Annotated in this window: 23 protein-coding genes; 14 read left to right on the top strand and 9 right to left on the bottom strand. The window is 64.2% G+C overall.

Going from position 1 to position 22,792, the window contains the following annotated elements; genetic code table 11:
* The first annotated feature begins 167 nt into the window (after positions 1–167).
* From rpmI to QO014_RS09795, 5 genes are all read left to right on the top strand, one after another.
* Complete coding sequence (gene rpmI, locus QO014_RS09815; RefSeq protein WP_073053992.1) at positions 168–362, top strand: 50S ribosomal protein L35; 195 nt, start codon at positions 168–170, stop codon at positions 360–362.
* Positions 363–389: 27 nt separating this feature from the next.
* A complete protein-coding gene (rplT, locus tag QO014_RS09810) occupies positions 390–758 on the top strand; it encodes a 50S ribosomal protein L20 (protein ID WP_266348497.1) in 369 nt (122 codons plus the stop codon).
* Positions 759–927: 169 nt separating this feature from the next.
* On the top strand, positions 928–2,010 hold the full coding sequence (pheS, locus tag QO014_RS09805) for a phenylalanine--tRNA ligase subunit alpha (protein WP_266348496.1): 1,083 nt from the start codon (positions 928–930) through the stop codon (positions 2,008–2,010).
* Between the two features lie 10 nt (positions 2,011–2,020).
* On the top strand, positions 2,021–4,438 hold the full coding sequence (gene pheT / locus QO014_RS09800) for a phenylalanine--tRNA ligase subunit beta (RefSeq protein WP_266348495.1): 2,418 nt from the start codon (positions 2,021–2,023) through the stop codon (positions 4,436–4,438).
* A gap of 80 nt (positions 4,439–4,518) precedes the next feature.
* A complete protein-coding gene (locus tag QO014_RS09795; protein WP_266348494.1) occupies positions 4,519–5,067 on the top strand; it encodes a dihydrofolate reductase family protein in 549 nt (182 codons plus the stop codon).
* A gap of 18 nt (positions 5,068–5,085) precedes the next feature.
* Here QO014_RS09795 and QO014_RS09790 read toward each other — a convergent pair whose 3' ends face one another.
* The 3 genes from QO014_RS09790 to QO014_RS09780 form a co-directional block, all read right to left on the bottom strand.
* Entirely contained in the window at positions 5,086–5,337 is a 252-nt protein-coding gene (locus QO014_RS09790; protein WP_266348493.1) for a BQ00720 family protein, read from the bottom strand.
* A gap of 39 nt (positions 5,338–5,376) precedes the next feature.
* Positions 5,377–5,805, bottom strand: coding sequence for an Hsp20 family protein (locus QO014_RS09785; RefSeq protein ID WP_266348492.1), 429 nt, complete (start codon positions 5,803–5,805; stop codon positions 5,377–5,379).
* A 121-nt stretch (positions 5,806–5,926) separates the two neighbouring features.
* Complete coding sequence (locus QO014_RS09780; protein ID WP_266348491.1) at positions 5,927–6,946, bottom strand: Gfo/Idh/MocA family protein; 1,020 nt, start codon at positions 6,944–6,946, stop codon at positions 5,927–5,929.
* A 122-nt stretch (positions 6,947–7,068) separates the two neighbouring features.
* On the opposite strand from QO014_RS09780, the gene QO014_RS09775 reads away from it, so the two are divergent.
* The 8 genes from QO014_RS09775 (at position 7,069) to QO014_RS09740 (ending at position 13,650) form a co-directional block, all read left to right on the top strand.
* Positions 7,069–7,683: a ribonuclease D gene (locus QO014_RS09775; protein WP_266348490.1), complete on the top strand. Its 615-nt coding sequence runs from the start codon at positions 7,069–7,071 to the stop codon at positions 7,681–7,683.
* Positions 7,684–7,769: 86 nt separating this feature from the next.
* Entirely contained in the window at positions 7,770–8,483 is a 714-nt protein-coding gene (lptC, locus tag QO014_RS09770; protein WP_266348489.1) for an LPS export ABC transporter periplasmic protein LptC, read from the top strand.
* Positions 8,480–9,127, top strand: coding sequence for an LptA/OstA family protein (locus QO014_RS09765; protein ID WP_266348488.1), 648 nt, complete (start codon positions 8,480–8,482; stop codon positions 9,125–9,127). Before lptC ends, QO014_RS09765 begins: the two co-directional genes overlap by 4 nt.
* Positions 9,087–10,004 (top strand): LPS export ABC transporter ATP-binding protein, encoded by a 918-nt coding sequence (lptB, locus tag QO014_RS09760; RefSeq protein ID WP_370877122.1) that lies wholly within the window; start codon positions 9,087–9,089, stop codon positions 10,002–10,004. The genes QO014_RS09765 and lptB overlap by 41 nt, the downstream gene beginning before the upstream one ends.
* Positions 10,005–10,078: 74 nt before the next feature.
* The gene (gene rpoN / locus QO014_RS09755; protein ID WP_266348487.1) at positions 10,079–11,635 is read left to right on the top strand and encodes an RNA polymerase factor sigma-54; all 1,557 of its coding nucleotides are present in this window, start codon (positions 10,079–10,081) and stop codon (positions 11,633–11,635) included.
* Positions 11,636–11,901: 266 nt separating this feature from the next.
* On the top strand, positions 11,902–12,498 hold the full coding sequence (gene hpf, locus QO014_RS09750) for a ribosome hibernation-promoting factor, HPF/YfiA family (protein ID WP_266348486.1): 597 nt from the start codon (positions 11,902–11,904) through the stop codon (positions 12,496–12,498).
* 100 nt (positions 12,499–12,598) lie between these two features.
* The gene (ptsN, locus tag QO014_RS09745) at positions 12,599–13,066 is read left to right on the top strand and encodes a PTS IIA-like nitrogen regulatory protein PtsN (RefSeq protein WP_266348485.1); all 468 of its coding nucleotides are present in this window, start codon (positions 12,599–12,601) and stop codon (positions 13,064–13,066) included.
* 71 nt (positions 13,067–13,137) lie between these two features.
* Positions 13,138–13,650, top strand: a complete 513-nt coding sequence (locus tag QO014_RS09740; RefSeq protein WP_266348484.1) for a DUF3833 family protein — start codon at positions 13,138–13,140, stop codon at positions 13,648–13,650.
* A 12-nt stretch (positions 13,651–13,662) separates the two neighbouring features.
* On the opposite strand, the gene QO014_RS09735 is transcribed toward QO014_RS09740, so the two are convergent.
* The 5 genes from QO014_RS09735 to QO014_RS09715 form a co-directional block, all read right to left on the bottom strand.
* The gene (locus tag QO014_RS09735) at positions 13,663–14,475 is read right to left on the bottom strand and encodes a carbohydrate ABC transporter permease (protein ID WP_266348483.1); all 813 of its coding nucleotides are present in this window, start codon (positions 14,473–14,475) and stop codon (positions 13,663–13,665) included.
* Positions 14,476–14,485: 10 nt separating this feature from the next.
* Positions 14,486–15,388: a carbohydrate ABC transporter permease gene (locus tag QO014_RS09730; RefSeq protein ID WP_266348482.1), complete on the bottom strand. Its 903-nt coding sequence runs from the start codon at positions 15,386–15,388 to the stop codon at positions 14,486–14,488.
* A gap of 175 nt (positions 15,389–15,563) precedes the next feature.
* Complete coding sequence (locus QO014_RS09725) at positions 15,564–16,784, bottom strand: ABC transporter substrate-binding protein (RefSeq protein WP_266348481.1); 1,221 nt, start codon at positions 16,782–16,784, stop codon at positions 15,564–15,566.
* A gap of 104 nt (positions 16,785–16,888) precedes the next feature.
* The gene (locus QO014_RS09720; RefSeq protein ID WP_266348480.1) at positions 16,889–17,794 is read right to left on the bottom strand and encodes a sugar phosphate isomerase/epimerase family protein; all 906 of its coding nucleotides are present in this window, start codon (positions 17,792–17,794) and stop codon (positions 16,889–16,891) included.
* A gap of 9 nt (positions 17,795–17,803) precedes the next feature.
* The gene (locus tag QO014_RS09715) at positions 17,804–18,826 is read right to left on the bottom strand and encodes a Gfo/Idh/MocA family protein (protein ID WP_266348479.1); all 1,023 of its coding nucleotides are present in this window, start codon (positions 18,824–18,826) and stop codon (positions 17,804–17,806) included.
* 245 nt (positions 18,827–19,071) lie between these two features.
* On the opposite strand from QO014_RS09715, the gene QO014_RS09710 reads away from it, so the two are divergent.
* The gene (locus QO014_RS09710) at positions 19,072–20,127 is read left to right on the top strand and encodes a substrate-binding domain-containing protein (RefSeq protein WP_266348478.1); all 1,056 of its coding nucleotides are present in this window, start codon (positions 19,072–19,074) and stop codon (positions 20,125–20,127) included.
* 126 nt (positions 20,128–20,253) lie between these two features.
* Here QO014_RS09710 and gyrB read toward each other — a convergent pair whose 3' ends face one another.
* On the bottom strand, positions 20,254–22,683 hold the full coding sequence (gene gyrB / locus QO014_RS09705) for a DNA topoisomerase (ATP-hydrolyzing) subunit B (protein WP_266348477.1): 2,430 nt from the start codon (positions 22,681–22,683) through the stop codon (positions 20,254–20,256).
* Positions 22,684–22,792: the final 109 nt, after the last annotated feature.

Genomic DNA, 22,792 nt, shown 5'->3' with positions numbered 1-22,792 from the left:
CGTTTCCGAGCCGCCCGGCGCGAGGGATGCTGATGTCAGCAATCTTTCAGGGCATGCCGCGTCGGCTCACGAATGCTTCCATGCCGAAGCGACGCCGCAAGACCGAATGTCGAGAGACAGGCGGTGCGGCGCATTCCGTTTTCGGCGCATGATTAAGGATGAGCAAAATGCCCAAGTTGAAGACGAAGAGCGGAGCGAAGAAGCGCTTCAAGCTCACTGCGACCGGCAAGGTCAAGACCGCCCAGGCTGGCAAGCGGCACGGGATGATCAAGCGTACCGCCAAGTTCATCCGCAATGCGCGTGGCACCACCACGCTGTCGGATGCGGACGCGAAGATCGTCAAGCAGTTCCTGAACGGCTAACCGCCCCCTTACCTGGAGATCTGAACCATGTCGCGAGTGAAGCGGGGCGTAACCGCACACGCCAAGCACAAGAAGACCCTGAAGCGCGCCAAGGGCTTCTACGGTCGTCGCAAGAATACCATCCGGACAGCGAAGGCAGCGGTCGACAAGGCCGCCCAGTACGCCTTCCGTGACCGCAAGGCCAAGAAGCGCAGCTTCCGCGGCCTGTGGATCCAGCGCATCAACGCTGCCGTCCGCGAGGTGTCCGAGGGCCTGACCTACAGCCGATTTATCGACGGCCTCGCAAAGGCTGGTATCGAGGTCGACCGCAAGGTGATGGCCGAGCTGGCAATCAGCCAGCCGGAGGCCTTCAAGGCGCTGGTCGCTCAGGCCGAAGGCGCCCTCAAGGCCGCCTAAGCCGGATGCCGCCGCAAGGCGGCGTCCAACCGGACTTTCCGGGGCCGGAAAAACGCAATCGAGCCGTCGTCGCGATCCCGCGGCGCGGCGTTCGGCGTGATCCGGCGAGCATTTCTCATCGGATCGAACACTGATTGATCCGGCGCGCCACGCGCCCATGAGGAATGAAATGTCCGACCTTGAAAGTCTCGAAGCCGAGATTCGCACGGCCATCGACGGCGCTTCCGACGAAGCGACGCTCGAAGTCGTGCGCGTCGCTGCGCTCGGCAAGAAGGGTTCCGTCTCGGAGCGTCTGAAGGGCCTCGGCGCGATGACGCCCGACGAGCGCAAGACCGCTGGTCCCGCCCTGAACGGCCTGCGCGACCGCATCACCGAAGCCCTCGCCGCCCGCAAGATCATCCTGAAGGAAGCCGGCCTCGCCGAACGCCTCGCCGCCGAGGCCGTCGACGTCACGCTGCCGGTGCGCCAGAGCCCGCTGGAGGGCGGCCGTGTCCATCCGGTCAGCCAGGTCATCGACGAACTGACGGCGATCTTCGCCGATCTGGGCTTCTCGGTCGCCGAAGGGCCCGATATCGAAACCGACCACTACAATTTCACGGCGCTGAACTTCCCCGTCGGCCATCCGGCGCGGGAAATGCACGACACGTTCTTCTTCAATCCGGATGAGCAGGGCGAACGCCTGCTGCTGCGCACGCACACCTCGCCCGTGCAGATGCGCACCATGCAGTCGCAGACGCCGCCGATCCGCATCATCGCGCCCGGCCGCACCTATCGCATGGACAGCGACCAGACCCACACGCCGATGTTCCATCAGGTCGAGGGGCTGGTGATCGACAAGACCAGCCATGTCGGCCATCTGAAATGGCTGCTGGAGGAATTCTGCCGCGCCTTCTTCGAGGTCGAAAAGGTCGAGATGCGCATGCGTCCGTCCTTCTTCCCCTTCACCGAGCCGTCCATGGAAGTCGACATTCGCTGCAAGCGCGTCGGCAACGAGGTGCGCTTCGGCGAGGGCGACGACTGGCTGGAGATCCTTGGCTGCGGCATGGTCCATCCGAACGTGATCCGTTTCGCCGGCCTCGACCCGGACGAATATCAGGGCTTCGCCTTCGGCATGGGCATCGACCGCATCGCCATGCTGAAATACGGCATGCCGGACCTGCGCGCCTTCTTCGACGCCGATCATCGCTGGCTCGCCCATTACGGCTTCCGTCCCCTCGATCTGCCGACGCTGGTCGGCGGCCTGAGCAGCTGAGGGCAGAAACATGAAATTCACTCTCTCCTGGCTCAAAGAGCATCTCGACACGTCCGCCTCGCTCGACGCGATCACGGACGGGCTGACGCGGGTCGGCCTGGAAGTCGAAGGCGTCGAGGACAAGGCGAAGACGCTCGGCGCCTTCACCATCGCCTATGTCGTGTCCGCGGTTCAGCATCCGAATGCCGATCGGCTTCGGGTCTGCATGGTCGACACAGGCTCCGGCGATCCGGTGCAGGTCGTCTGTGGCGCGCCGAATGCACGCGCCGGCATGAAGAGCGTCTTCTCCCCGCCCGGCACCTATATTCCCGGCAAGGACATCACGCTCTCGGTCGGCACGATCCGCGGCGTCGAGAGCCATGGCATGCTCTGTTCGGCCGCCGAGCTCGAGCTTTCGAACGATCATGACGGCATCATCGAGCTGCCGGCCGATGCGCCGGTCGGCGTTCGCTATGCCGATTGGGCCGGGCTCGCCGACCCGGTGATCGACATCGCCATCACGCCCAACCGCTCCGACTGTCTCGGCGTCTACGGCGTCGCGCGCGATCTGGCGGCAGCGGGCCTCGGCACGCTGAAGGACGGCGCGGTCGCGCCCGTGCCGGGACAAGGCCCGGTATCGACCGGCGTGACGCTCGAATTCGGCGATACGCCGTCGCTCTGCCCCGCCTTCGGCCTCCGCCTCGTGCGCGGCGTGAAGAATGGCCCGTCGCCCGAATGGCTGCAGGCGAAGCTGCGCGCGATCGGGCTGCGCCCGATCAATGCGCTGGTCGACATCACCAACTACCTGACCTTCGATCGCGGCCGGCCATTGCATGTGTTCGACGCCGCCAAGATGCAGGGCGGCCTGACCGTCCGCCGCGCCCGGGACGGCGAGACGCTAATGGCGCTCGACGGCAAGACCTATACGCTCGATTCGAGCATGTGCGTCATCGCCGACGACAATGGCGTCGAATCGCTCGCCGGGATCATGGGCGGCGAGGCTTCGGGCTGCTCGGAAGCCACGGTCGACGTGCTGATCGAATCGGCACTCTGGGAGCCGCTCAACATCGCCCAGACGGGGCGCAAGCTCGGCATCAACACGGATGCGCGCTATCGCTTCGAGCGCGGCGTCGACCCGGCCTTCATGGTGCCTGGGCTCGATCTCGCGACGCGGCTGGTGCTGGAGCTTTGCGGCGGTACGCCGAGCGACATTCTCGTCGCGGGCGATATCCCCGAGCCGCGGCTCTCGATCGCTTTCCCGATCTCGGAGGTGAAGCGCCTCGTCGGCATCGACCCGTCCGAGGACGAAATCCGCCGCGTGCTCACCGCGCTCGGTTTCACGGTTTCGGGCCACGCGCCTTCGCTGACCGTCGGCGTGCCATCCTGGCGTCCCGATATTGACGGCAAGGCCGATCTGGTCGAGGAGGTCATGCGCATTCTCGGCGTCGACCGCGTGCCATCGACGCCGCTGCCCAAATCGGAACATGCCGGCAAGCCCGCGATTTCGCTCGGCCAGTTGCGCACGCGACGCGCCAAGCGCGCGCTTGCGACGCGAGGCCTCGTCGAGGCGGTCACTTGGTCCTTCGTGGCGAAGGCGGTGGCGGAGGCCTTTGGCGGCGGCGCACCGGCGCTGGCGCTCGCCAATCCGATCTCGACTGATATGACCGACATGCGGCCCAGCCTGCTGCCGGGCTTGGTGCTGGCGGCCCAGCGCAATGCCGATCGCGGCATTTCGGATCTCGCCTTGTTCGAGGTTGGCCAGATCTTCCGCGGCACGAAGCCGAATGAGCAGTTTACCGCCGCCACCGGCGTTCGCCGCAATACGGCGAACGTCAATGGTTCCGGCCGCCATTGGCAGAGCAAGGCGCCGCCGGTCTCCGTGTTCGATGCCAAGGCCGACGCACTGGCGCTGCTCGACGCGCTCGGCGCTCCGGTCGAGAAGTTCCAGATCATTGCGGGTGGTCCGGCCTGGTTCCATCCCGGCCGTTCCGGGACGATCCAGCTTGGACCGCAGAATGTGATCGGATGGTTCGGCGAGTTCCATCCCGCGACGCTCGAAGCGCTCGACGTGGAGGGGCCGCTCGTCGGCTTCGAACTGATTCTCGAGGCGATTCCGGCGCCGCGTGCACGCCCGACCCGCACCAAGCCGCCACTCGACCTGCTGCCGTTCCAGCCCGTGACGCGCGACTTCGCCTTCGTCGTCGACCGCTCGGTCGAGGTCGCCAAGATCATCAAGGCGGCCCAGTCGGCCGACAAGGTGCTGATCTCGACCGTATCGGTGTTCGATCTGTTCGAGGGCGCCGCGCTCGGGGCGGACAAGAAGTCGGTCGCAATCGAGGTCACGCTGCGCCCGACGCAGAAGACGTTGACGGATGGGGAGATCGAAGCCGTGGCCGCGAAAATCGTGGCCCAGGTTTCGAAGGCGACGGGGGCCGTGCTCCGCACTTAGGCGCGATCTCTCCCGTGGCGCCGCGCCGAATACTACCCGCCCGGCTATCGTGCCGGGCGGCTCATTGAGCGGATGCGCGCATGTCTCGTTACCAGATCCATGGCCACGCCATTATTTCGGACAATGACTGCATCGCCGGCGAAGACGGCCTGACGCCGGAAAGCCTGCGCAACGAGGCGGACTGGGCGCGCTTCCAGGCCGAACTCGACCGTGCCGCGCTGGTCGTCGTCGGCCGGATCGGCCACGAGGTCAACGAGAACACGCGCGGACGCCCGCGCATGATCGTTTCCTCGCGGGCGAACGGCATAGAGAAGCGCGATGATGGCTGGTGGTGGAATCCGGGGCGGGCTTCACTCGGCGAAGCGCTGCGCCTGGCGGCGCCGCAAGGCGGCCTGATCGCCGTGCCGGGCGGACGCCGGGTCAACGATCTCTTCTTGAGCCTTGGCTTCGACGCCTTCCACCTCGCCCGCAAGAAGGGCGTCACGATCCCGAACGGAACGCCGGCCTTCACACGGGCCTGGGCGGCTGGGTCGGTGGAGAGGCTGCTCGCCGGGCATGGCCTTCACGCCGGCGCGCCGATCGATCTCGATCCCGCCGCCGGCGTTACGCTCACGATCTGGGCGCGCTGAGCGCGCCCGACGCGGACTTCAATGGAGGCTGACGGCTTCCAGATCGTGCTCATGCGCGTTCATCACGACAGCCTCGCGGCTATCGGACACCATGAGCGGCGTGCCGCTCGCATCGAGCAGCGCCCAGAAATTCTGGCCCGGCGCCAAGGGCGGCGCATCGGGAAACAGAGCCTTGATATCCTCGGACTTGACCGCCTTGACGAAGGCGAGTTGACCGTGGCCGAGGCCGGCGAGGCTCTCGGGTGAAACAACGATACGTGCATCAGACATGATTTAACTCCTCGATTGAGCGAGCAGAGATCGACGACCTCAATCGCGAACGCCGATCTCGATCCTGCGGACGATCCGCTCGGGCGTCGGCCGTGCGAGGTCGATGGCGAGCAACCCATCCTTCAGTTCGGCGGAAATGATCTCGATGCCATCGGCCAGCACGAAGGTCTTTTGAAACTGCCGTGCCGCAATGCCCCGATGGAGATAGACCCGCTCGCGATCGTCGGTCTGACGGCCACGAATGACGAGTTGGTTCTCCTCGACGGTCACCTCCAGCGCTTCACGGGGAAACCCCGCGACCGCCAGCGTGATCCGCAGGCATTCATCGCGCGCATCCGTCTTTGCCACCCGCTCTATATTGTAGGGCGGGTAACCGTCGCCCGATGCCTTGGCGACGCGGTCGAGCGCACGCTCGATCTCGTCGAACCCCAGAAGCAACGGGCTCGAAAATGCTGAAACACGCGACATTACAAAGTCCTTCCACCAGCGACCTTGTCTTCGGACCCTCTTGGAGGCATCCGGCGGAAACGATCCCGCCTGCAGAATATGGTCGTCGAGGCGGGCAGGTTCAAGCGCCCGTCCGGCGGCCTCAGGGCCGCTCCCAGGTCCCGGATTTCTCCGAGCGGAAAAGCGCGTCGAGCACCGCCATATTGGCGAGCGCATCGTCGATCCCGTATTGCCATGGGCCCGTGCCGCGCACCGCGCGCGAGAACGCCTCGACCTGCAGCGCATATTGGTCGACCGCGGGAATGGTCAGTGTATCGAGCGGCTGGCCGGGTCCGTGGATGTCGATCCCGATCGTCGTCGTCTCGTCGGTCGGCGCCGAGAAGGGGGTCGGCATCTCGATGCGGCCTTCCGTGCCGATGATGCCGACGCGCTGATGGCGGAAGGCCTGCGTCGAAAGGCTTGCCGAGAACTGACGCCCCTCACCGAAATCGGCGAGAATGCTGACGGAACGGTCCGTCCCCATGACGGGGTCGCGATCGATCAGCGCCATCACGCGCACAGGCTCTGCCTCAAAGATGAAGCGTGCCGAGGCGATGGCATAGCAGCCAATGTCGAGGATCGCGCCGCCGCCGGTCTCCGGCTTGTTGCGGATATTGTTCGGATCGATGTTCAGGAACGAGAAGAAGGTCTGGACGGTGTGGACCGGGCCGATGCGGCCGGCCCTGAGCAGCCGCCGGACCTCGTGCCATTGCGGATGATGGCGGATCATGAAGGCTTCGGCGACCAGCAGCGGCCCGGCCGCCGCCTTCAACGTTTCCGCCTCCGCGCGGCTCATGCCGAGCGGCTTCTCGCAGAGCACATGCTTGCCGCGCGCCAGCGCCGCCAACGTCGTCTCGAGATGCAGGTTGTTCGGCAGCGCATTATAGATGACGTCGATCTCGGGATCGTCGAACAACTCCTGATAGGAGCCGTAGGCCTTGGGGATGTCGAAGGCGCCGGCGAAATTGCGGGCATTGTCGAGCGAGCGCGAGGCTACCGCAGCGATCACGGTCGACTCGCTCTTCAGCATGGCCGGGGCGACGCGCTGGCGCGCGATACGCGCCGTGCTGAGGATGCCCCATCTGACCGGCGGCACTGCCGGCTCGCCTGCGAGTTTCACCATGGCCGTTTCCTTCCCTGAGCGTCACGGTCTGCCTGACTACGTCGCGTCATTGCAGATTTTCCCGCGCTTCGCTAGGACACCTGCTCGATAGTCCAGGATCATAACCTCACGAGGAGCGCGCCATGACGATACGCCTGCATCGCGGCGATTTGCCCGATCTCTCCCGCTATGGCGCCTCGGTCGCGATCGACACCGAGACGCTGGGCCTCAACCCGCATCGCGACCGGCTCTGCGTCGTGCAGTTGTCGCCCGGCGACGGAACCGCCGATGTCGTGCAGATCGCGCCCGGCCAGACCGAGGCGCCGAACCTCGTCCGCCTGCTGAGCGATCCTGAGGTCGTCAAGATTTTCCATTTCGCACGATTCGATGTTGCCGTCCTCGGCAAGACGTTCGGCATCGAGGTCGCCCCGATCTATTGCACCAAGATCGCCTCCCGACTGACACGCACCTATACCGATCGCCACGGCCTCAAGGATCTCGTCAAGGAACTGCTCGACGTCGATCTTTCCAAGCAACAACAGAGTTCGGACTGGGCAGCCGAAACACTCAGCGACGCACAGCTTGCTTATGCTGCGTCAGATGTTCTACATCTTCATGCACTCAAAGCTCGCCTGGACGAACGTCTTGCGCGCGAACGGCGAGTTGGACTGGCGGCCGAGTGTTTCCGCTTCCTGCCGACCCGCGCTGCGCTCGATCTCGCCGGATGGGCCGAAGAGGACATTTTCGCGCATTCGTGACCGTGCTGTGACATATGTCGCAGACAGGTTCGTCGTCGAATATCCATATTGTTGGCTTCTATGGCGCTACAGCAGTTGGAGAGCGTATGAATTCGGTGCGGACATCGAGCCACGAAGACAGCCAGGTCGATTGGCTCGCCGAGTCTCGCCCCGACATGGACGAGCGGTACCGCGCCGCCCGTCGCCACAGCTTGCGCGTTCGGATCCTGAAGATCGCCCTGCCCCTTTTCGCCGTGCTGGGGGCGGTCGGCTTCATTGGCTATGTCTACGTGCTCCCGCAATTACCGGCCAATGTCGCCTTCGGTTCGATCGACATCAGCGGCAATGCGATCGTCATGCAGGACCCCCACGTCTCGGGCTTCATGAGCGGCGGGCGCGCGTACGAATTGCGGGCGGACCGGGCCGAGCAATCGCTCAAGAACACCAAGATCGTCACGCTGCAGAATATCGGCGCGACGATCGGGCTGGGGGACGACCAGACCGCCAAGGTGAAGGCGGCGAGCGGCACCTATTATGCCGATAGCGAGCGCATGGTTCTCGACGACCAGATCACGCTCTCGACCACCACCGGCATAGACGGCTCGCTCGCCTCGGCCGATATCGACATGAAGTCGGGGACGATGCGGTCCGACAAGCCGCTGGAAATCTCCTCGCAGGGCAGCACGATCAAGGCTAACAATGTCGAAGTGCAGGACCGTGGCAAGCGTATATCGTTTCGAAACGGTGTGAAGGTAACATACGCTCTGCCCGACGAATCGGACCCATCCAAGAAACGCGCTGCCAGCCCGGTGACCGAATGACCTCTTCGACTGCACGCCTCTTTCTCGCCCTCGCCTTCGTTCCCATGCTGGCCTTTTCCGCCGAGGTGCGCGCCCAGACGCCGACGCCCGGCGACAGCATGTTCAAGGGATTCCAGAGCGGGTCCAAGGGCCCGGTCAATGTCGAGGCCGATTCACTCGACGTCGTCGAGAAGAATGGCCAGCGCGTTTCGACCTTCACCGGGAACGTCACCGTGACGCGGGGCGATTCCGTGCTCAAGGCCGGCAAGATCGCGATCTATTCGGCAGGGTCCGGCGGCAATGGTGACGCGAAGCCGGCCGCGGCGCCCGCCGCTGCGGCAGCCCCGTCGAGTGGCCTGCCGGGCGCGGGCGACTTCACCCGCATCGAGGCCAGCGGCAAGGTCTATGTCAATTCCGGTGATCAGACGGCAACCGGCGAGACCGCTGTCGTCGATATGGTCGGCAAGCTGGTTACGCTGTCGGGCAATGTCGTGCTGAGCCAGGGGCCGAACGTCATCACCGGTGACAGGCTGGTCTGGGATATGACGACGGGCCGCGCGCGCGTCGACCAGAAGCCGGGCGCCCGCATTCGCGGCATCTTCACGCCCGGCTCGACACCGGGCGCTGCAGCCCCCGGCGGCGCGGCTCCGGCCAAGACGCCTTGAGCCGGCACAAAGACGCCTCGCGCCGAAACGATCGCGCCCTGAGGCCCAACCCACACCCGGAGTGTCGCTGATCGTGTCTGGCTACTACCAGGACCATGACGGGGTCGGCTTGGATGCCGAGCAGGCCACGCGTTACGAGGTCGATGCGGGCGGTCCTGGCTGGCTGGTCGCGCACGGGCTCGGCAAGAGCTATCGCCGCCGGCGCGTGGTGAATTCCGCCAGTCTCGCGGTCTCGCGCGGCGAGGCGGTCGGCCTGCTCGGCCCGAACGGCGCCGGCAAGACCACGATCTTCTATATGATCACGGGGCTGATCAAGGCCGATTATGGCCGGATCGATCTCGACGGACACGACGTCACGCATCTGCCGATGTATCGCCGCGCCCGGCTCGGCATCGGCTACCTGCCGCAGGAAACCTCGATCTTCCGCGGCCTGACGGTCGAGCAGAACATCCGCGCCGTGCTCGAGATCGTCGAGCCCAATCGCCGCCGGCGCGAGGAAGAGCTCGATTCGCTCCTGGCCGAGTTCCACATTTCCCATCTGAGGAAGTCGCCGGCGATCGCACTTTCAGGTGGTGAGAGGCGACGCTGCGAGATCGCGCGCGCGCTGGCGAGCCGCCCCTCCTTCATGCTGCTCGACGAACCCTTCGCCGGCATCGACCCGATCGCGGTCGGCGATATTCAGGCTCTGGTGCGCCATCTGACGGCGCGCGGCATCGGCGTGCTGATCACGGATCACAATGTCCGCGAGACGCTCGGCCTGATCGACCGCGCCTATATCATCCATTCCGGCGAAGTGCTGATGGAAGGCCGTCCGGCCGATATCGTCGCAAGCCCGGACGTTCGCCGTCTTTATCTCGGCGAGCAATTTACGCTTTGAATGCAGCGTAGGATACGTTACCAAAGAGGGCACAAGCAAGACTTGGACCACTCCCAAGGGCCCGCCGCGTACCCATGTCACTTTCGCCCAAACTCGAGTTTCGGCAGACCCAGTCTCTTGTGATGACGCCGCAGCTGATGCAAGCCATCAAGCTGCTTCAACTGTCAAATCTCGATCTGGTCACCTATGTCGACGCCGAGCTGGAGCGGAACCCGCTTCTGGAGCGCGACGAGCGCGAGGAACGGGCCGAGAGTGTCTCCGAGCCCGATCGCGCCGCAGAGCTCGCCGAGGATCGTGCCAGCGCCGCGGATGCGGAGGATGGTCGTCCGGACTGGCTGGAGACGCGGCTCGAAATATCGCCGGATGCGATCGCTGACCGGCTCGATACCGATCTCGCCAACGTCTTCCCGGACGATCACGGCCGCGCTTCGGGCGAATCCACGCCGATGCCAGCGACCGATCCGTGGTCGACGCCATCGACGCGTCAGTCCGTCAGCTCGGACGACTATAATCTCGAGGCCTTCGTCGCCGAGCAGCGGTCGCTGACCGATCTCCTGGCCGACCAGCTCGGCCTTGCAATCGGCGACCCGACCCGGCGCCTGATCGGCTATGCGCTGATCGACGAGGTCGACGAGGCCGGCTACATGCGCGGCGATGTGGAAGCGATCGCGGATCGCCTCGGCGCGCCCGTCGAGCTCGTCGAGGAAACGCTCGCTCTGTTGCAGAGCTTCGAGCCGACAGGCGTCTGCGCGCGCAACCTGACGGAATGCCTCGCGATCCAGCTGCGCGAGCGCAACCGGTTCGACCCGCCCATGGCGGCGCTGATCGCCCATCTCGACCTTGCGGCCCGGCGCGATTTCAACGCGCTGAAGCGGATCTGCGGCGTCGACGATGAAGACCTGGCGGAGATGATCGCCGAACTGAGGGCGCTGAACCCCAAGCCCGGCGCTGCCTTCGACACGGTCCCGATCCAGGCGATCGTGCCGGACGTGATCGTGCGGGCCGCCCCCGACGGCAGCTGGCTGATCGAGCTCAATACCGAGACGCTGCCGCGTGTTCTCGTCAACCAGTCCTATTATGCGACGGTGGCGCGCACATCGAAGAAGGATGTCGACCGCGCCTATCTCGCCGAATGCCTGCAAACCGCCAACTGGCTGGTGAAGAGCCTCGACCAGCGCGCCAAGACCATCCTGAAGGTCTCGACCGAGATCGTTCGCCAGCAGGACGCCTTCCTCGCCCATGGCGTCCAGCACCTCCGGCCGCTCAACCTGAAGACGGTCGCCGAAGCCATCGGCATGCATGAATCGACGGTCTCGCGCGTCACCTCGAACAAGTACATGGCGACCGCGCGCGGCATCTTCGAACTCAAGTATTTCTTCACATCGGCGATCGCCTCGTCGGAAGGCGGCGAGGCCCATTCGGCCGAGGCGGTCCGCCACCGCATTCGCTCGCTCATCGATGCGGAGAGCGTCGACGACGTCCTCTCCGACGATACGCTGGTGAAGCTCCTGCGCGATTCCGGCATCGACATTGCACGTCGCACGGTCGCGAAATATCGCGAAGCCCTCAAGATCCCCTCTTCCGTCCAGCGCCGGCGCGAAAAGCTCTCGGCGGCGGTCACCTCGCGTTGATCGCTTTACCCTTGCCTTGCCCTCGACGGATGCCCAGCTTCAGGACATGATGGTCTCGGCTGGGGCGTTTTCTTGACTTCCTGACCAGCCATCACTAGAAGGGCGCGGCGCCGAAGGTATCGGAGGCCTGCGAGACAGGGTCGATCATCGGCCCAAAACGCTGGCAGGCTTTGGATGCCGGTAGTCGTTAGTGCCCGGCGGGGCCGCAATCTGCGCACGCGCAGAGCAGCCTCGGTTCGCAACGAGGACCAAGGGGTACGAAATCCATGTCTCTCCGCATCTCCGGCAAGAATATCGAGATCAGCGACGCCTATCGCACGCATGTCGAAACGCGTATGGGCGCTGCTATCGCCAAATATTTCGACGGAGGCTTCTCGGGCCGTGTCGTGCTCGAACGCGACGGTAGCGGCTACCGCGTCGATTGCGCGCTGCATCTCGACAGCGGCGCTGATCTGCAGGCCGAGGGGCGTGGCCACGAGATTTATCCGACCTTCGAGCAGGCGGCGGAGCGCATCGACAAGCGCCTGCGGCGCTACAAGCGCCGGCTCAAGGACCACCACCACGACGCCAGGAACGGCGTCGACGCGGAGGCGGCGAATTATGTCGTTCTCGCCGCCACCCCGGACGAGGACGAGGAGATCCCGGCTGACTACAGCCCGATGGTGATCGCCGAAGAAACAAAGACGCTCAAGACGCTTTCCGTGTCGGGCGCGGTCATGGCGATGGACCTCGCCAACGCGCCGGTCATCGTCTTCCGTCATGCCGGTCACGGCGGTGTCAACGTCATTTACCGCCGGCATGATGGAAATATTGGGTGGATCGACCCGGCGCAGGCCGGCAAAGGGGATTCCGTCGGACAGTGATTCCGCTTAAAGTCGGAGCACGAATTCGACGCGCTCGGGGAGCGCGTCGAAACGACGGGTCTTGGACCGAAGGTTTGAACGAGGCATTTTGAACCAAGCCATGGACCTCAGCGATCTCATCAGCCCGGATTCGATTGTCCCGGCGCTGAAAGCGAATGGCAAAAAGCAGGCCCTCCAGGAACTGGCGGAAAAGGCGGCGAAGCTGACCGGTCTCGACGAGCGGCAGATCTTCGACACGCTTCTGCAGCGCGAGAGGCTGGGATCGACAGGCGTCGGCAATGGTATTGCCATTCCCCATGGCAAGTTGCCGTCGCTGACGCGCATTCATGGCGTCTTTGCCCGCCTCGTCAAACCGATCGATTTCGAATCCCTGGATGACCAGCCGGTCGACCTCATCTTCCTGCTCCTGGCGCCCGAAAGCGCCGGGGCAGACCATCTGAAGGCACTTGCGCGCATCGCGCGGCTGCTGCGCGAACCGGGCCTTGCCACCAAGCTTCGCGCCTCGAACGACCAGACGGCGCTCTACGCCGTGCTGACGGGCAGCGCAACGGCTTCAAACGCGGCCTGAGCCGCTGGCGCATTGCGCCCAATGCGGTAGGATGTCCGGGCTCGACAGGCGCTGTCGTTCCCGGGGGCCGCATGAAAGCGATCCGCATTCTCTCGGTTGCGCTCATGATGCTCGCCGCAAACGGCAGCATTCAGGTCGATGCGGCCCAGACCGGGCTGGAGCAGGCCTTTTTTGGCCGCGCCGTCGGCCGTGGCCGGTTCCAGAGCGCCATCATCGGACTGGATCGCCGCTTTCTCGTGACGACGAGCGGCCATCAATCGGGCGACCAGTTCGTACTCGACCAGATCTTCCGTTTCGACGACGGCCATATGGACCGGCGCACCTGGCGCTTCCGCAAGATAGGTCCGGGGCGCTATGCCGGCACACGGCAGGACGTCGTCGGCGAGGCGGATGTGCGGGTCGAGCCCGATGCCATCCACCTCTCCTACAATATCGACATGAAGCAGAAATCCGGCGTGACGGTGCGCCTGCATTTCGAGGACAGGATCGAGCGCGGCGGACGCGGCGCGATTTTGAACCGCGCCGTCATCTATGCAATGGGCCTGCCCGTCGGCAGCGTGGAGACCACGCTGATCCGACAGTGAGGCCGCCGCCCATTATTTCAGGGCGCCAGCCGTGAGGCCGCTGACGATCTTGCGCTGCAGCAGCATGAACACGATCAGGATCGGCGTCACATAGATGACCGCATAGGTCATGATGCCGTTCCAGTCGGTCGTGTTCGGACCCATGAAGTTCATCAGCCCGACGGTCGCCGTCTGCAGGTCCTCCTGCGAGATCAGTGAGCGCGAATAGACATATTCGCCGAACGACTGGAGAAAGATCAGCACCGACGTCACCAGGATGCCATTGCGCGCGAGCGGCACGGCGATCCTGAGGAAGGCGCCGAGACGGGACGCGCCGTCGACGCGCGCCGCCTCCTCCAGCTCCTTCGGGATCTGCATGAACGAGGTCCGGCAGAGCACGATGAAGAGCGGAAGCACCTTGGCCGATTGGGCGAGCACGACGGCGAAGCGGGGCGTCGCGATCAGGCCGACCTGATTGAACAGCACGAAGATCGGCGTGGCCATCAGTGAAGGCGGCAACACCTGCATCATCAGCACCAGGAACAGCACGATATCCATGCCGAGCGAGCGAACGCGGGCGAGCGCATAGGCGCAGCCCGTGCCGATCAGCGCCGCGATGATCGTCGTGCCGACGGCGATCACCATCGAGTTCCAGAGATAGACGTCCATCTTCTTGTCGATGAAGGTCTGGACGAAATTGAACTGCGGATGCGTCGGCCAGAAGGTCGGCGGGTAGGTGAAGGTCTCCGAGGACGGCTTGAACGCCGTCAGATACATCCAGTAGAGCGGAAAGAGATAGATCGCCAGGAAGCACAGCGCGACGACGAAGAGCACATAGCGTTTCATGGGTTCGTCCTCAGGCGCTGTATTCGTGCCGCGTGGAGCGGACATAGATGAAGGCGACTACGATGACGAAGCCGAGCATCAGCACGGAGACAGCGCTTCCCGAGGCGATGTCATAGGTCTGGAACGACAGCTGCCACGACCAGTATTGCGCGACGTTCGAGGCGTTGGCCGGTCCGCCCTGGGTCAGCGAGGCGAAGAGATCGAACTGCTGCAACGTGAAGATGATGCCGAGCGAGATCACGGCGCCGAGCGTCGAGCGCATCATCGGCAGCGTCATGAAGAAGAAGCGCTTCCACGGCCCCGCGCCATCGAGTGCCGCGGCCTCATACATGTCCTTCGGAATGCCGGCGAGGCCGACCGAGAGGAGGATCATGTTGAAGGGAATGCCGAGCCAGATATTGGCGATGATGACCGAATAGAGCGAAATGGCGGGGTTCGAGAGCCAGAAGATCTTCTGGTCGATCAGCCCTACCGATGAGAGCAGATAGTTCAGCACGCCGGCATCGCCCGCGAAGATCCATTTCCAGACCGCGCCGGCGACCAGCGCCGGGATGATCCATGCGGCGAGGAAGAAGCCGCGCAGATAGCTCGCGCCGAAGAAATCCTGCTGGAAGAACAGCGCCAGGCCGAAGCCGAACAGAAGCTGGAACGTGATGCAGAGCACGACGAACAGCGCCGTATTGCCCATGATCGGCCAGAAATCCGGATTGGCGAACAGGGTCATGTAGTTCGCCAGGCCGACAAAGGGGCGGCTCAGCGAAGCGAGGCTGAACATGTCCACTTCCTGAAACGACATCAGGATGTTGTAGACGAGGGGAAAGGCCGAGAAGACCAGCAGATAGGCCAGGGCCAGAAGTGCGAGCGCGATATCGAACCCGCGGCCGTCATGGGCGCTGCGAAAGATGGACGACAAGGGCGGGCTCCGTTGAGGTGGGGACGAGCGCCATGGCTGATCCGCCGTGCTGCGCCGGAACCGTCAGGGCCGCCCAAGATGGCGGCCAGTCGATACCCGGCATGTGCAGGCAGGGCGGCCTTGCGAGAAAGGGCTCCAGCCGCGACTACGGCTGAAGCCCGAGGCGAGGCGCGGCCTACTTGCCGAGGACGCCGTTGATTGTCGTCTGAGCCGTGTTCAGGGCGGTCTGCGCATCGGTCTGATGGGTCAGCGCGGCCTGGATCGCGGTCGAGATCGCCTTCGAGATCTTCGCCCAGTCGGGCGAGGGACCGCGCGCGCGGGCATACTTCATGGATTCGGCGAAGACTTCATACTGCGCCGACCATTTCGGGTCCTTGGCCTCGACCGGATAGGACGGCAGGAAGCCGAACTCGTTCCAGACACGCGGCATCTGCGAATACATGTACTCGAGGTACATGAACGCTTCCTTCGGGTGCTGGGTCTTGGCGAAGATCACATTGTTGCCTTCGCCGAGCGCCGAGGCGCGCTTGTCGCCTTCCTTCTCGGTCGGAAGCAATGCGACGCGGAAATCGAACTTCGCGTCCTTCGACATGCGCGGCAGCTCCCAGGGGCCGGAAATGCCCATGGCGGCGTTCTGCGCATTGAAGGTGGCCATCGAATCATACTGGCCGCGGATCAGCGTATCCGGCGAGGCGAGCTTCTCGTCGATGATCTTCTGCCACATCTCGAGCGCACGGACCGCGCCGGGATCGGAGATGTGGTCGAAATCGGCGCCGGTCGACTGCGCCCAGGGCAGGAACTGGAAGGTGCCTTCCTCATTGCCATTGGCGGAGAAGGCGAGGCCATAGACGTTCTTGGACGGATCCGTCAGCTTCTTGGCCGTATCGTAGAGTTCCTGCCAGGTCTGCGGCGGCTTGTCCGGGTCGAGGCCGGCGGCCTTGAACATGTCGGCGTTATAGTAGAGCGCAATCGTGTTCGAGCCGCGCGGGAGGCCATAGACCTTGCCATCCCAGGTGACGGTCGAGAGCGGTCCCGGGAAGATTTTCGTCGTGTCGACGATCGTCGAATCCTTGAGATACGGCGTCAGGTCGAGCAGCGCGCCCTTGGACGACAGGAACGGCGTGTTGGGATTGTCGACATAGGCGATATCAGGCTGCGTGCCCGTCGCCACGGCGCGCATGATGTCGTTTGCCCAATCGGCGAACTCGACATGCTTGATGTTGAACTTGATGTTCGGATGGAGCTTCGTGAACTCGTCCGCCATGACGTAGTTGTAGCCGGGATCCGACTGGCGATCGATGGTCCAGACGTTCAGCGTGACATCCTCGGCCGAGGCTATCGCCGTCGATGCGAGAAGGCCGAGCGCCCCCGCGATCAGAACTAGGGTTTTCTTCATGTTCTCCTCCACGTGAATTTGGTCGTCTACGCTTCCTCAAGCGCGTCGGCTTCTCGTCCCGATCCGCCGGCGGGCCGGCGGATCGTCTCCTCAGGACCCGGCGTTCAGCTCGGGTTCGGCACGAAGGCGGCGCCGCCACGGGCCTCCTTCAGATAGTTGAGCGAGCGGACCTGACCGGTCATTTCGAGCGCATCACGATAGACCGGATCGTGCCAGCCTTCGATGTCGATGCAGCCCTTGTAGCCGGCGAGGCGCAGTTCGCTGATCACGCGTGCCCAGTCGCTGTCGCCGAAGCCGGGCGAGCGCATCTGCACGAAGGGGAACTTCCCGAACACGCCGCTCTCGCGGATCACGTCCCAGCGAATCGTCGCGTCCTTGCCGTGGACGTGGAAAATCTTCGGCGCCCATTTGCGGATCTGCGGGATCGGGTCGATCAGATAGACCATCTGATGGCACGGCTCCCATTCGAGGCCGATATTGTCGTCCGGCGTCTCGTTGAACATCAGCTCCCAGGCGTCGGGATTATGCGCGATGTTCCAGTCGCCCGTAGCCCAGTTGCCGTCCATGGCGCAATTCTCGAAGGCGAGGCGCACGCCCTTGTCTGCGGCGCGCTTGGCGAGATCGCTCCAGACTTCCTTGTAGCGCGGCAGGCTCTCCTCGATCGACTTGCCGCGGATGCGGCCAGTGAAGCCGGCGATCGTCTTGGCGCCGAAGAGATGGGCATTGTCGATCAGCGTTTTCCAGCCTTCGAGCGTCTGCTGGTCGATATCGGTCGTCTCGAGCGGATTGCCGAACATGCCGAGCGTGTCGATCTTCACGTCGGCATCGCCGATCGCATCCTTGAGCTCGGCGGCGAGCTTGGGAATGTCCTTGTTGCCGATCGTCTGCCAGAAGAAGGGCTCGATCGACTCGAAGCCGAGCGGCAGGATCTGGCGAACATAGGCGGCCGGATCGGGCAGATTGCCCTTGATCATGGTGCCGATACGAATGTCGAGGGCGGGATTGCTCACGGTCTGCTCCTAGATGATCACGTCGACCCGGCGGCCGGTCTCGGCGCTTTCAATCGCGCCGAAGGTCATGGCCAGGCTCTTGATGTTCTCGTACCCGACCGTCTCCGGCACGGGGCCGCCACGCGTGGCGGCGATGAAGTCCTGCATGACCCCGAGGTGGCCGCCGGTGCGATCGGACGCGGCGAGGGGAGGAAGCTCGACAGCGACCACCTCGGAGAACAGGCCGTCGATCGCCGTCCCGGCGATCTCGGCACGAATATCGTCATGCCCGTCCCAGACGAGCGAACCCTTGGTTCCCACGATACGCCAGGCACTCTCCCAGCTCGTGCGGAACCCGTCGGCACACCAGCTGCCGCGATAGTTGAAGATCACGCCATCGCCGAACTCGAAGATCGCGGAGGCGGAGGAGCCCTGCTTGTACCAGGAGTTCTTCGGGTTCCATTCGCGGCAATAGACGGCGGAGGGCGCCGCGCCGGCCATCAGGCGCGCGGCGTCGAAGGTATGGATCGCCATGTCGAGCAGGAGCACATGGTCCATCTCTTCGCGAAAACCGCCGAAATGCGGCGCGAGGAAGAAATCGCAGTGAAGGCTGGTCACGTCGCCGATGACGCCCGCGGCGAGCGCGCGGCGGATGCGGCGGACGCCCTCGATATAGCGGCGGTTCTGGACAACGACATGCAGCTTGCCGGCGGCTTCAGCGCGGCGGATCAGGTCTCGCGCCTCGTCGAGCGTCTCCGCCATCGGCTTTTCGGAGAGGACATGGCAGCCCGCGGCCAAGGCCGTCGAGACGATGCGATGACGCGCGCCGGGGATGACGACGTCGAAGACGATGTCGGGATTGGTCTTGGCGATCAGTTCGTCGATATCGGTCGCGATCACGGCCTTGTCGAGGCCGAATTCGGCAGCCCGCGCAGAAGCACGGCTGGCATCAATATCGGCAAGACCGACGATTTCGAGATTGTCGATCGTCTTCGCGGCCTCGAGCCAGGCACGGCTCATAGCTCCGCAGCCGATCAAAACGGCACGTTGCATTCCAGGTCTCCTCCCGCGGCTCTGTCCTCATTTGCTGCACCGCAAACGTTTTCGGTGCGCCGCAAGAGAGCCGTAAACGTTTACGATCACACAATGAAGATCGCCTCTTGTCAAGAGCGCGGATGTAGGCACGAATGGACAAGTGCCGCTGCGCGGTTGTACACCCACCATCGACGATGCCAGGAAGCGCCGTCCGTGCCGCGCCGGCACGGCCGGGCGGACAGGGCTGAAGGAGATCGATCCGCGTGAGCATCCGCGAACTTGCCCGGCACCTGAACATTTCGATCGGGACCGTCTCGCGTGCCCTGAACGGCCGCGCCGACGTCAATGCCGAGACGCGGGAGCGCGTGCTGAAGGCGGCTGCCGAACTCGGCTATGCGCCGAATCAGTCGGGACGCAGCCTGCGCCAGGGCACAACCAATGCCGTCGGCTTCATGATCGAGACAAATCGCGAGACCAGCCTCCACGGCGATACGTTCTTCATGAGCGTCTATGACGGCGTGCAATCGGTCTTCGCGCAGCACCATCTCGATCTCATCATCCTGCCCTGCCCCTTTGACGACGACCCGTGCGACTATGTGCGCCGTGTCGTCTCGCGTCGCTTCGTCGACGGGCTGTTCATCTCCGCGACGCAGCGCCATGACGAACGCATCGACTATCTGATCGAGCGCGAGATTCCCTTCGTTGCACTCGGGCGGAGCCTGTCCGGCGGACCGCATTCCTGGATCGATCTCGATTTTGAGGGCGTGGCCGCCGAATCGGTCCGCCGCCTCGTCGCGCGGGGCCATCGCCGGATCGGTCTCATCAACACCGGCAACGACATCAATCTCGGCTATGTCTTCGCCGATGGCTATCGCAGGGCGATGGCCGAGGCCGGCATTCCCTACCGGCCCGAGTTCGTCATCCGCGCCGACCAGACCAGCGAGGAAGGCGGCTATGGCGCGACCGACCGGCTGCTCGCGCTCGCGGAACGCCCGACCGCCATGCTGCTCGTCAACGAGATCATGGCGATCGGCGCCTATCGACGGCTGCATGATGCGGGATTGATGCCGGGACGCGACATGGCGGTCATCGGCTTCCGACGGAGCCCGCAGGCGCGCTTCCTGTCGCCGACGCTGACCTGCTTCGAGGTCTCGCTGTTCGACATGGGCCGCCGCCTCGCCGAGGCGATGCTCGGCCTGATGCCCGCCTATCGGGATCTCTATCCCGGCCCCGTGGTCCAGGAGATCTGGCCGATGCATCTCGTCGGCGGCGAGAGCGATCCGCCGCCGCTGTCGCTCGTCATGGGCAAAGCGGGCTGAGCAAGACCGCCGGCCCCATCCGTTCGATGATGAGTCGGGTAAGGATCGTCAAACAACCGGAATCCGCCCGCGGACCCGTCGAGACGGGCCAGACGGGCGGCGATGGCCGGCAGTCAATAAGCCGGCTTATACGTCCAGATTGACGACGTTGAGGGCGTTGTCCTGGATGAAGTCGCGGCGCGGCTCGACTTCGTCGCCCATCAGCTTGGTGAAGAGGTCGTCGGCGGCATCAGCCTCCTTGACCCTCACCTGCAGGAGGGAGCGCACGTTCGGATCGAGCGTCGTCTCCCAGAGCTGGCTTGCATTCATCTCGCCCAAGCCCTTGTAGCGCTGCATCTGAATGCCCTTGCGGCCAGCGGCGAAGACCGCATCCAGCAGTGAGCGTGGCCCGAAGATCGGCGTCTCCAGGTCCTTGCGGCGATAGATGCCGGGCGTCTGATAGATCTCGCGCATGCGCGCCGTGATGCTGTCGAGCTTGCGGGCATCGGCCGAATCCACCAGAGCGGCATCGATCATCGCCGCCTCGCGAACGCCGCGCACCTCGCGCTCGAACAGATAGCCGCCATCACGCCCGAGCGTCCCGGTCCAACCGCGCTCCAACTCGTCGGAAATGAAATCGAGCCGCCGCGCGACCTCGACCGCGGCCGCCAATGCCCGCTCGGGATCGTTGAGCACGTCGACATTGAGCGCACCGGCGATCGCCGCCTGCTCGACGACCTTGCGGTCATAGCGCGTGTGCATGCTGTCGAGGATGTGCTTCACGGCGCGCGCGTCGTTCACGATCGCCGTCAGGTCGGCGCCGGCGCGAACTTCGCCATCGCCGAGGCGCAGCGAGGCATCGTCGACGCCCTGGTCGATCAGATAGTCTTCCAGCGCACGCTCATTCTTGAGGTACTGCTCGGAACGCCCCTTGGTGACCTTATAGAGCGGCGGCTGGGCGATGTAGATATGGCCGCGCTCGATCAATTCCGGCATCTGGCGGAAGAAGAACGTCAGCAACAGGGTACGAATATGGGCGCCGTCGACGTCGGCGTCCGTCATGATGATGATCTTGTGGTAGCGCAGCTTGTCGGGCGCGAACTCGTCCTTGCCGATCGACGTGCCGAGCGCGATGATCAGCATGCCGATCTGCTCAGACGAGAGCATCTTGTCGAAGCGCGCGCGCTCGACATTCAGGATCTTGCCGCGCAGCGGAAGCACGGCCTGGTTCTCGCGGTTGCGACCCTGCTTGGCCGAGCCACCTGCCGAGTCACCCTCGACGATGAAGATTTCGGACTTGGCCGGATCGCGCTCCTGGCAGTCGGCGAGTTTGCCCGGGAGAGAGGCGATGTCGAGCGCGCCCTTGCGCCGGGTCAGTTCACGCGCCTTGCGGGCGGCTTCGCGCGCCGTCGCAGCCTCGATGACCTTGGAGATGATGGTCTTCGATTCGCCCGGATGCTCCTCGAACCATTGGCCCAGCATCTCGTTGACGATGTTCTCGACCACGGGACGCACCTCGGAGGAGACCAGCTTGTCCTTGGTCTGCGAGGAGAATTTCGGATCGGGCACCTTGACCGAGAGCACGGCGGTGAGGCCTTCGCGGCAATCGTCGCCGTTGAGCGTCACCTTCTCGCGCTTGGAAATGCCCTGGCTGTCGGCATAGCCGGTGACCTGGCGCGTCAGCGCGCCGCGGAAGCCGGCGAGATGCGTGCCGCCATCGCGCTGCGGGATGTTGTTCGTGAAGCAGAGCACGTTCTCGTGGTAGCTGTCGTTCCACCACATCGCGACTTCGACCGTGATGCCGTCGCGCTCGCTGATCATGGTGATCGGCGCCGGGACGAGCGGCTTCTTGGTGCGGTCGAGATAGCGCACGAAGGCCTCGAGGCCGCCCTCATAGAGCAATTCCTCGCGGCGCGGCTCGACGCCACGACGGTCCGTCAGCACGATGTGCACGCCCGAATTCAGGAAGGCGAGCTCACGCAGCCGGTGCTCGAGCGTCTCGAAATCGAACTCGACCTTGGTGAAGGTCTCCGTCGACGGCAGGAAGGTGACCTCCGTGCCGTTGCGACCGTCCCAATCGCCGACGACTTCGAGCGGTGCCACGGCATTGCCGTGCTCGAAGCGGATCTGATGGATCTTGCCGCCCCGCCAGATCGTCAGCTTCAGCCAGGACGAAAGCGCGTTGACGACGGACACGCCGACGCCGTGCAAGCCGCCCGAAACCTTGTAGGAATTCTGGTCGAACTTACCGCCGGCGTGGAGCTGGGTCATGATGACCTCGGCCGCCGAAACGCCCTCCTCGGCATGCAGATCCGTCGGAATACCGCGACCATTGTCGCGCACGGTGCAGGAGCCGTCGGGATTGAGCGTCACCTGGACTTCGTCAGCATGGCCGGCAAGCGCCTCGTCGATCGCGTTGTCGACGACCTCATAGACCATGTGATGAAGGCCCGAGCCGTCATCCGTGTCGCCGATATACATGCCCGGTCGCTTGCGGACAGCGTCCAAGCCCTTGAGCACCTTGATGGAATCGGCGCCATAGGCTTCAGAGGCGAGATCGCGGGCGGTATCGGACATTCAGGCTTCCTTGGAGGTGTCGCGCGCTCGCGCGCGCGACAAGTCGAATCGTAGTGCTAATATATTGCTTCAACAGCGGAATTACACCCTCGACCCTATCGGATAAACA

This window comes from Kaistia dalseonensis (assembly GCF_030814715.1).
GTDB lineage: Bacteria > Pseudomonadota > Alphaproteobacteria > Rhizobiales > Kaistiaceae > Kaistia > Kaistia dalseonensis.
The sequence above is the reverse complement of the archived record's forward strand: the minus strand, read 5'-3'. Positions and strand labels throughout refer to the sequence as shown.

Excerpts from the sequence above, each read along its gene's own strand:
- QO014_RS09780 (WP_266348491.1), bottom strand. The coding sequence starts at position 6,946 with ATGGTGAAACTCGCAGGCGAGCCGGCAGTGCCGCCGGTCAGATGGGGC.
- hpf (WP_266348486.1), top strand. The coding sequence starts at position 11,902 with ATGTCTCTCCGCATCTCCGGCAAGAATATCGAGATCAGCGACGCCTAT.
- ptsN (WP_266348485.1), top strand. The coding sequence starts at position 12,599 with ATGGACCTCAGCGATCTCATCAGCCCGGATTCGATTGTCCCGGCGCTG.
- QO014_RS09775 (WP_266348490.1), top strand. The coding sequence starts at position 7,069 with ATGACGATACGCCTGCATCGCGGCGATTTGCCCGATCTCTCCCGCTAT.
- QO014_RS09740 (WP_266348484.1), top strand. The coding sequence starts at position 13,138 with ATGAAAGCGATCCGCATTCTCTCGGTTGCGCTCATGATGCTCGCCGCA.
- QO014_RS09785 (WP_266348492.1), bottom strand. The coding sequence starts at position 5,805 with ATGTCGCGTGTTTCAGCATTTTCGAGCCCGTTGCTTCTGGGGTTCGAC.
- rpmI (WP_073053992.1), top strand. The coding sequence starts at position 168 with ATGCCCAAGTTGAAGACGAAGAGCGGAGCGAAGAAGCGCTTCAAGCTC.
- QO014_RS09795 (WP_266348494.1), top strand. The coding sequence starts at position 4,519 with ATGTCTCGTTACCAGATCCATGGCCACGCCATTATTTCGGACAATGAC.
- pheS (WP_266348496.1), top strand. The coding sequence starts at position 928 with ATGTCCGACCTTGAAAGTCTCGAAGCCGAGATTCGCACGGCCATCGAC.
- rplT (WP_266348497.1), top strand. The coding sequence starts at position 390 with ATGTCGCGAGTGAAGCGGGGCGTAACCGCACACGCCAAGCACAAGAAG.
- gyrB (WP_266348477.1), bottom strand. The coding sequence starts at position 22,683 with ATGTCCGATACCGCCCGCGATCTCGCCTCTGAAGCCTATGGCGCCGAT.
- lptC (WP_266348489.1), top strand. The coding sequence starts at position 7,770 with ATGAATTCGGTGCGGACATCGAGCCACGAAGACAGCCAGGTCGATTGG.
- QO014_RS09725 (WP_266348481.1), bottom strand. The coding sequence starts at position 16,784 with ATGAAGAAAACCCTAGTTCTGATCGCGGGGGCGCTCGGCCTTCTCGCA.
- QO014_RS09735 (WP_266348483.1), bottom strand. The coding sequence starts at position 14,475 with ATGAAACGCTATGTGCTCTTCGTCGTCGCGCTGTGCTTCCTGGCGATC.
- QO014_RS09790 (WP_266348493.1), bottom strand. The coding sequence starts at position 5,337 with ATGTCTGATGCACGTATCGTTGTTTCACCCGAGAGCCTCGCCGGCCTC.
- pheT (WP_266348495.1), top strand. The coding sequence starts at position 2,021 with ATGAAATTCACTCTCTCCTGGCTCAAAGAGCATCTCGACACGTCCGCC.
- QO014_RS09765 (WP_266348488.1), top strand. The coding sequence starts at position 8,480 with ATGACCTCTTCGACTGCACGCCTCTTTCTCGCCCTCGCCTTCGTTCCC.
- QO014_RS09715 (WP_266348479.1), bottom strand. The coding sequence starts at position 18,826 with ATGCAACGTGCCGTTTTGATCGGCTGCGGAGCTATGAGCCGTGCCTGG.
- rpoN (WP_266348487.1), top strand. The coding sequence starts at position 10,079 with ATGTCACTTTCGCCCAAACTCGAGTTTCGGCAGACCCAGTCTCTTGTG.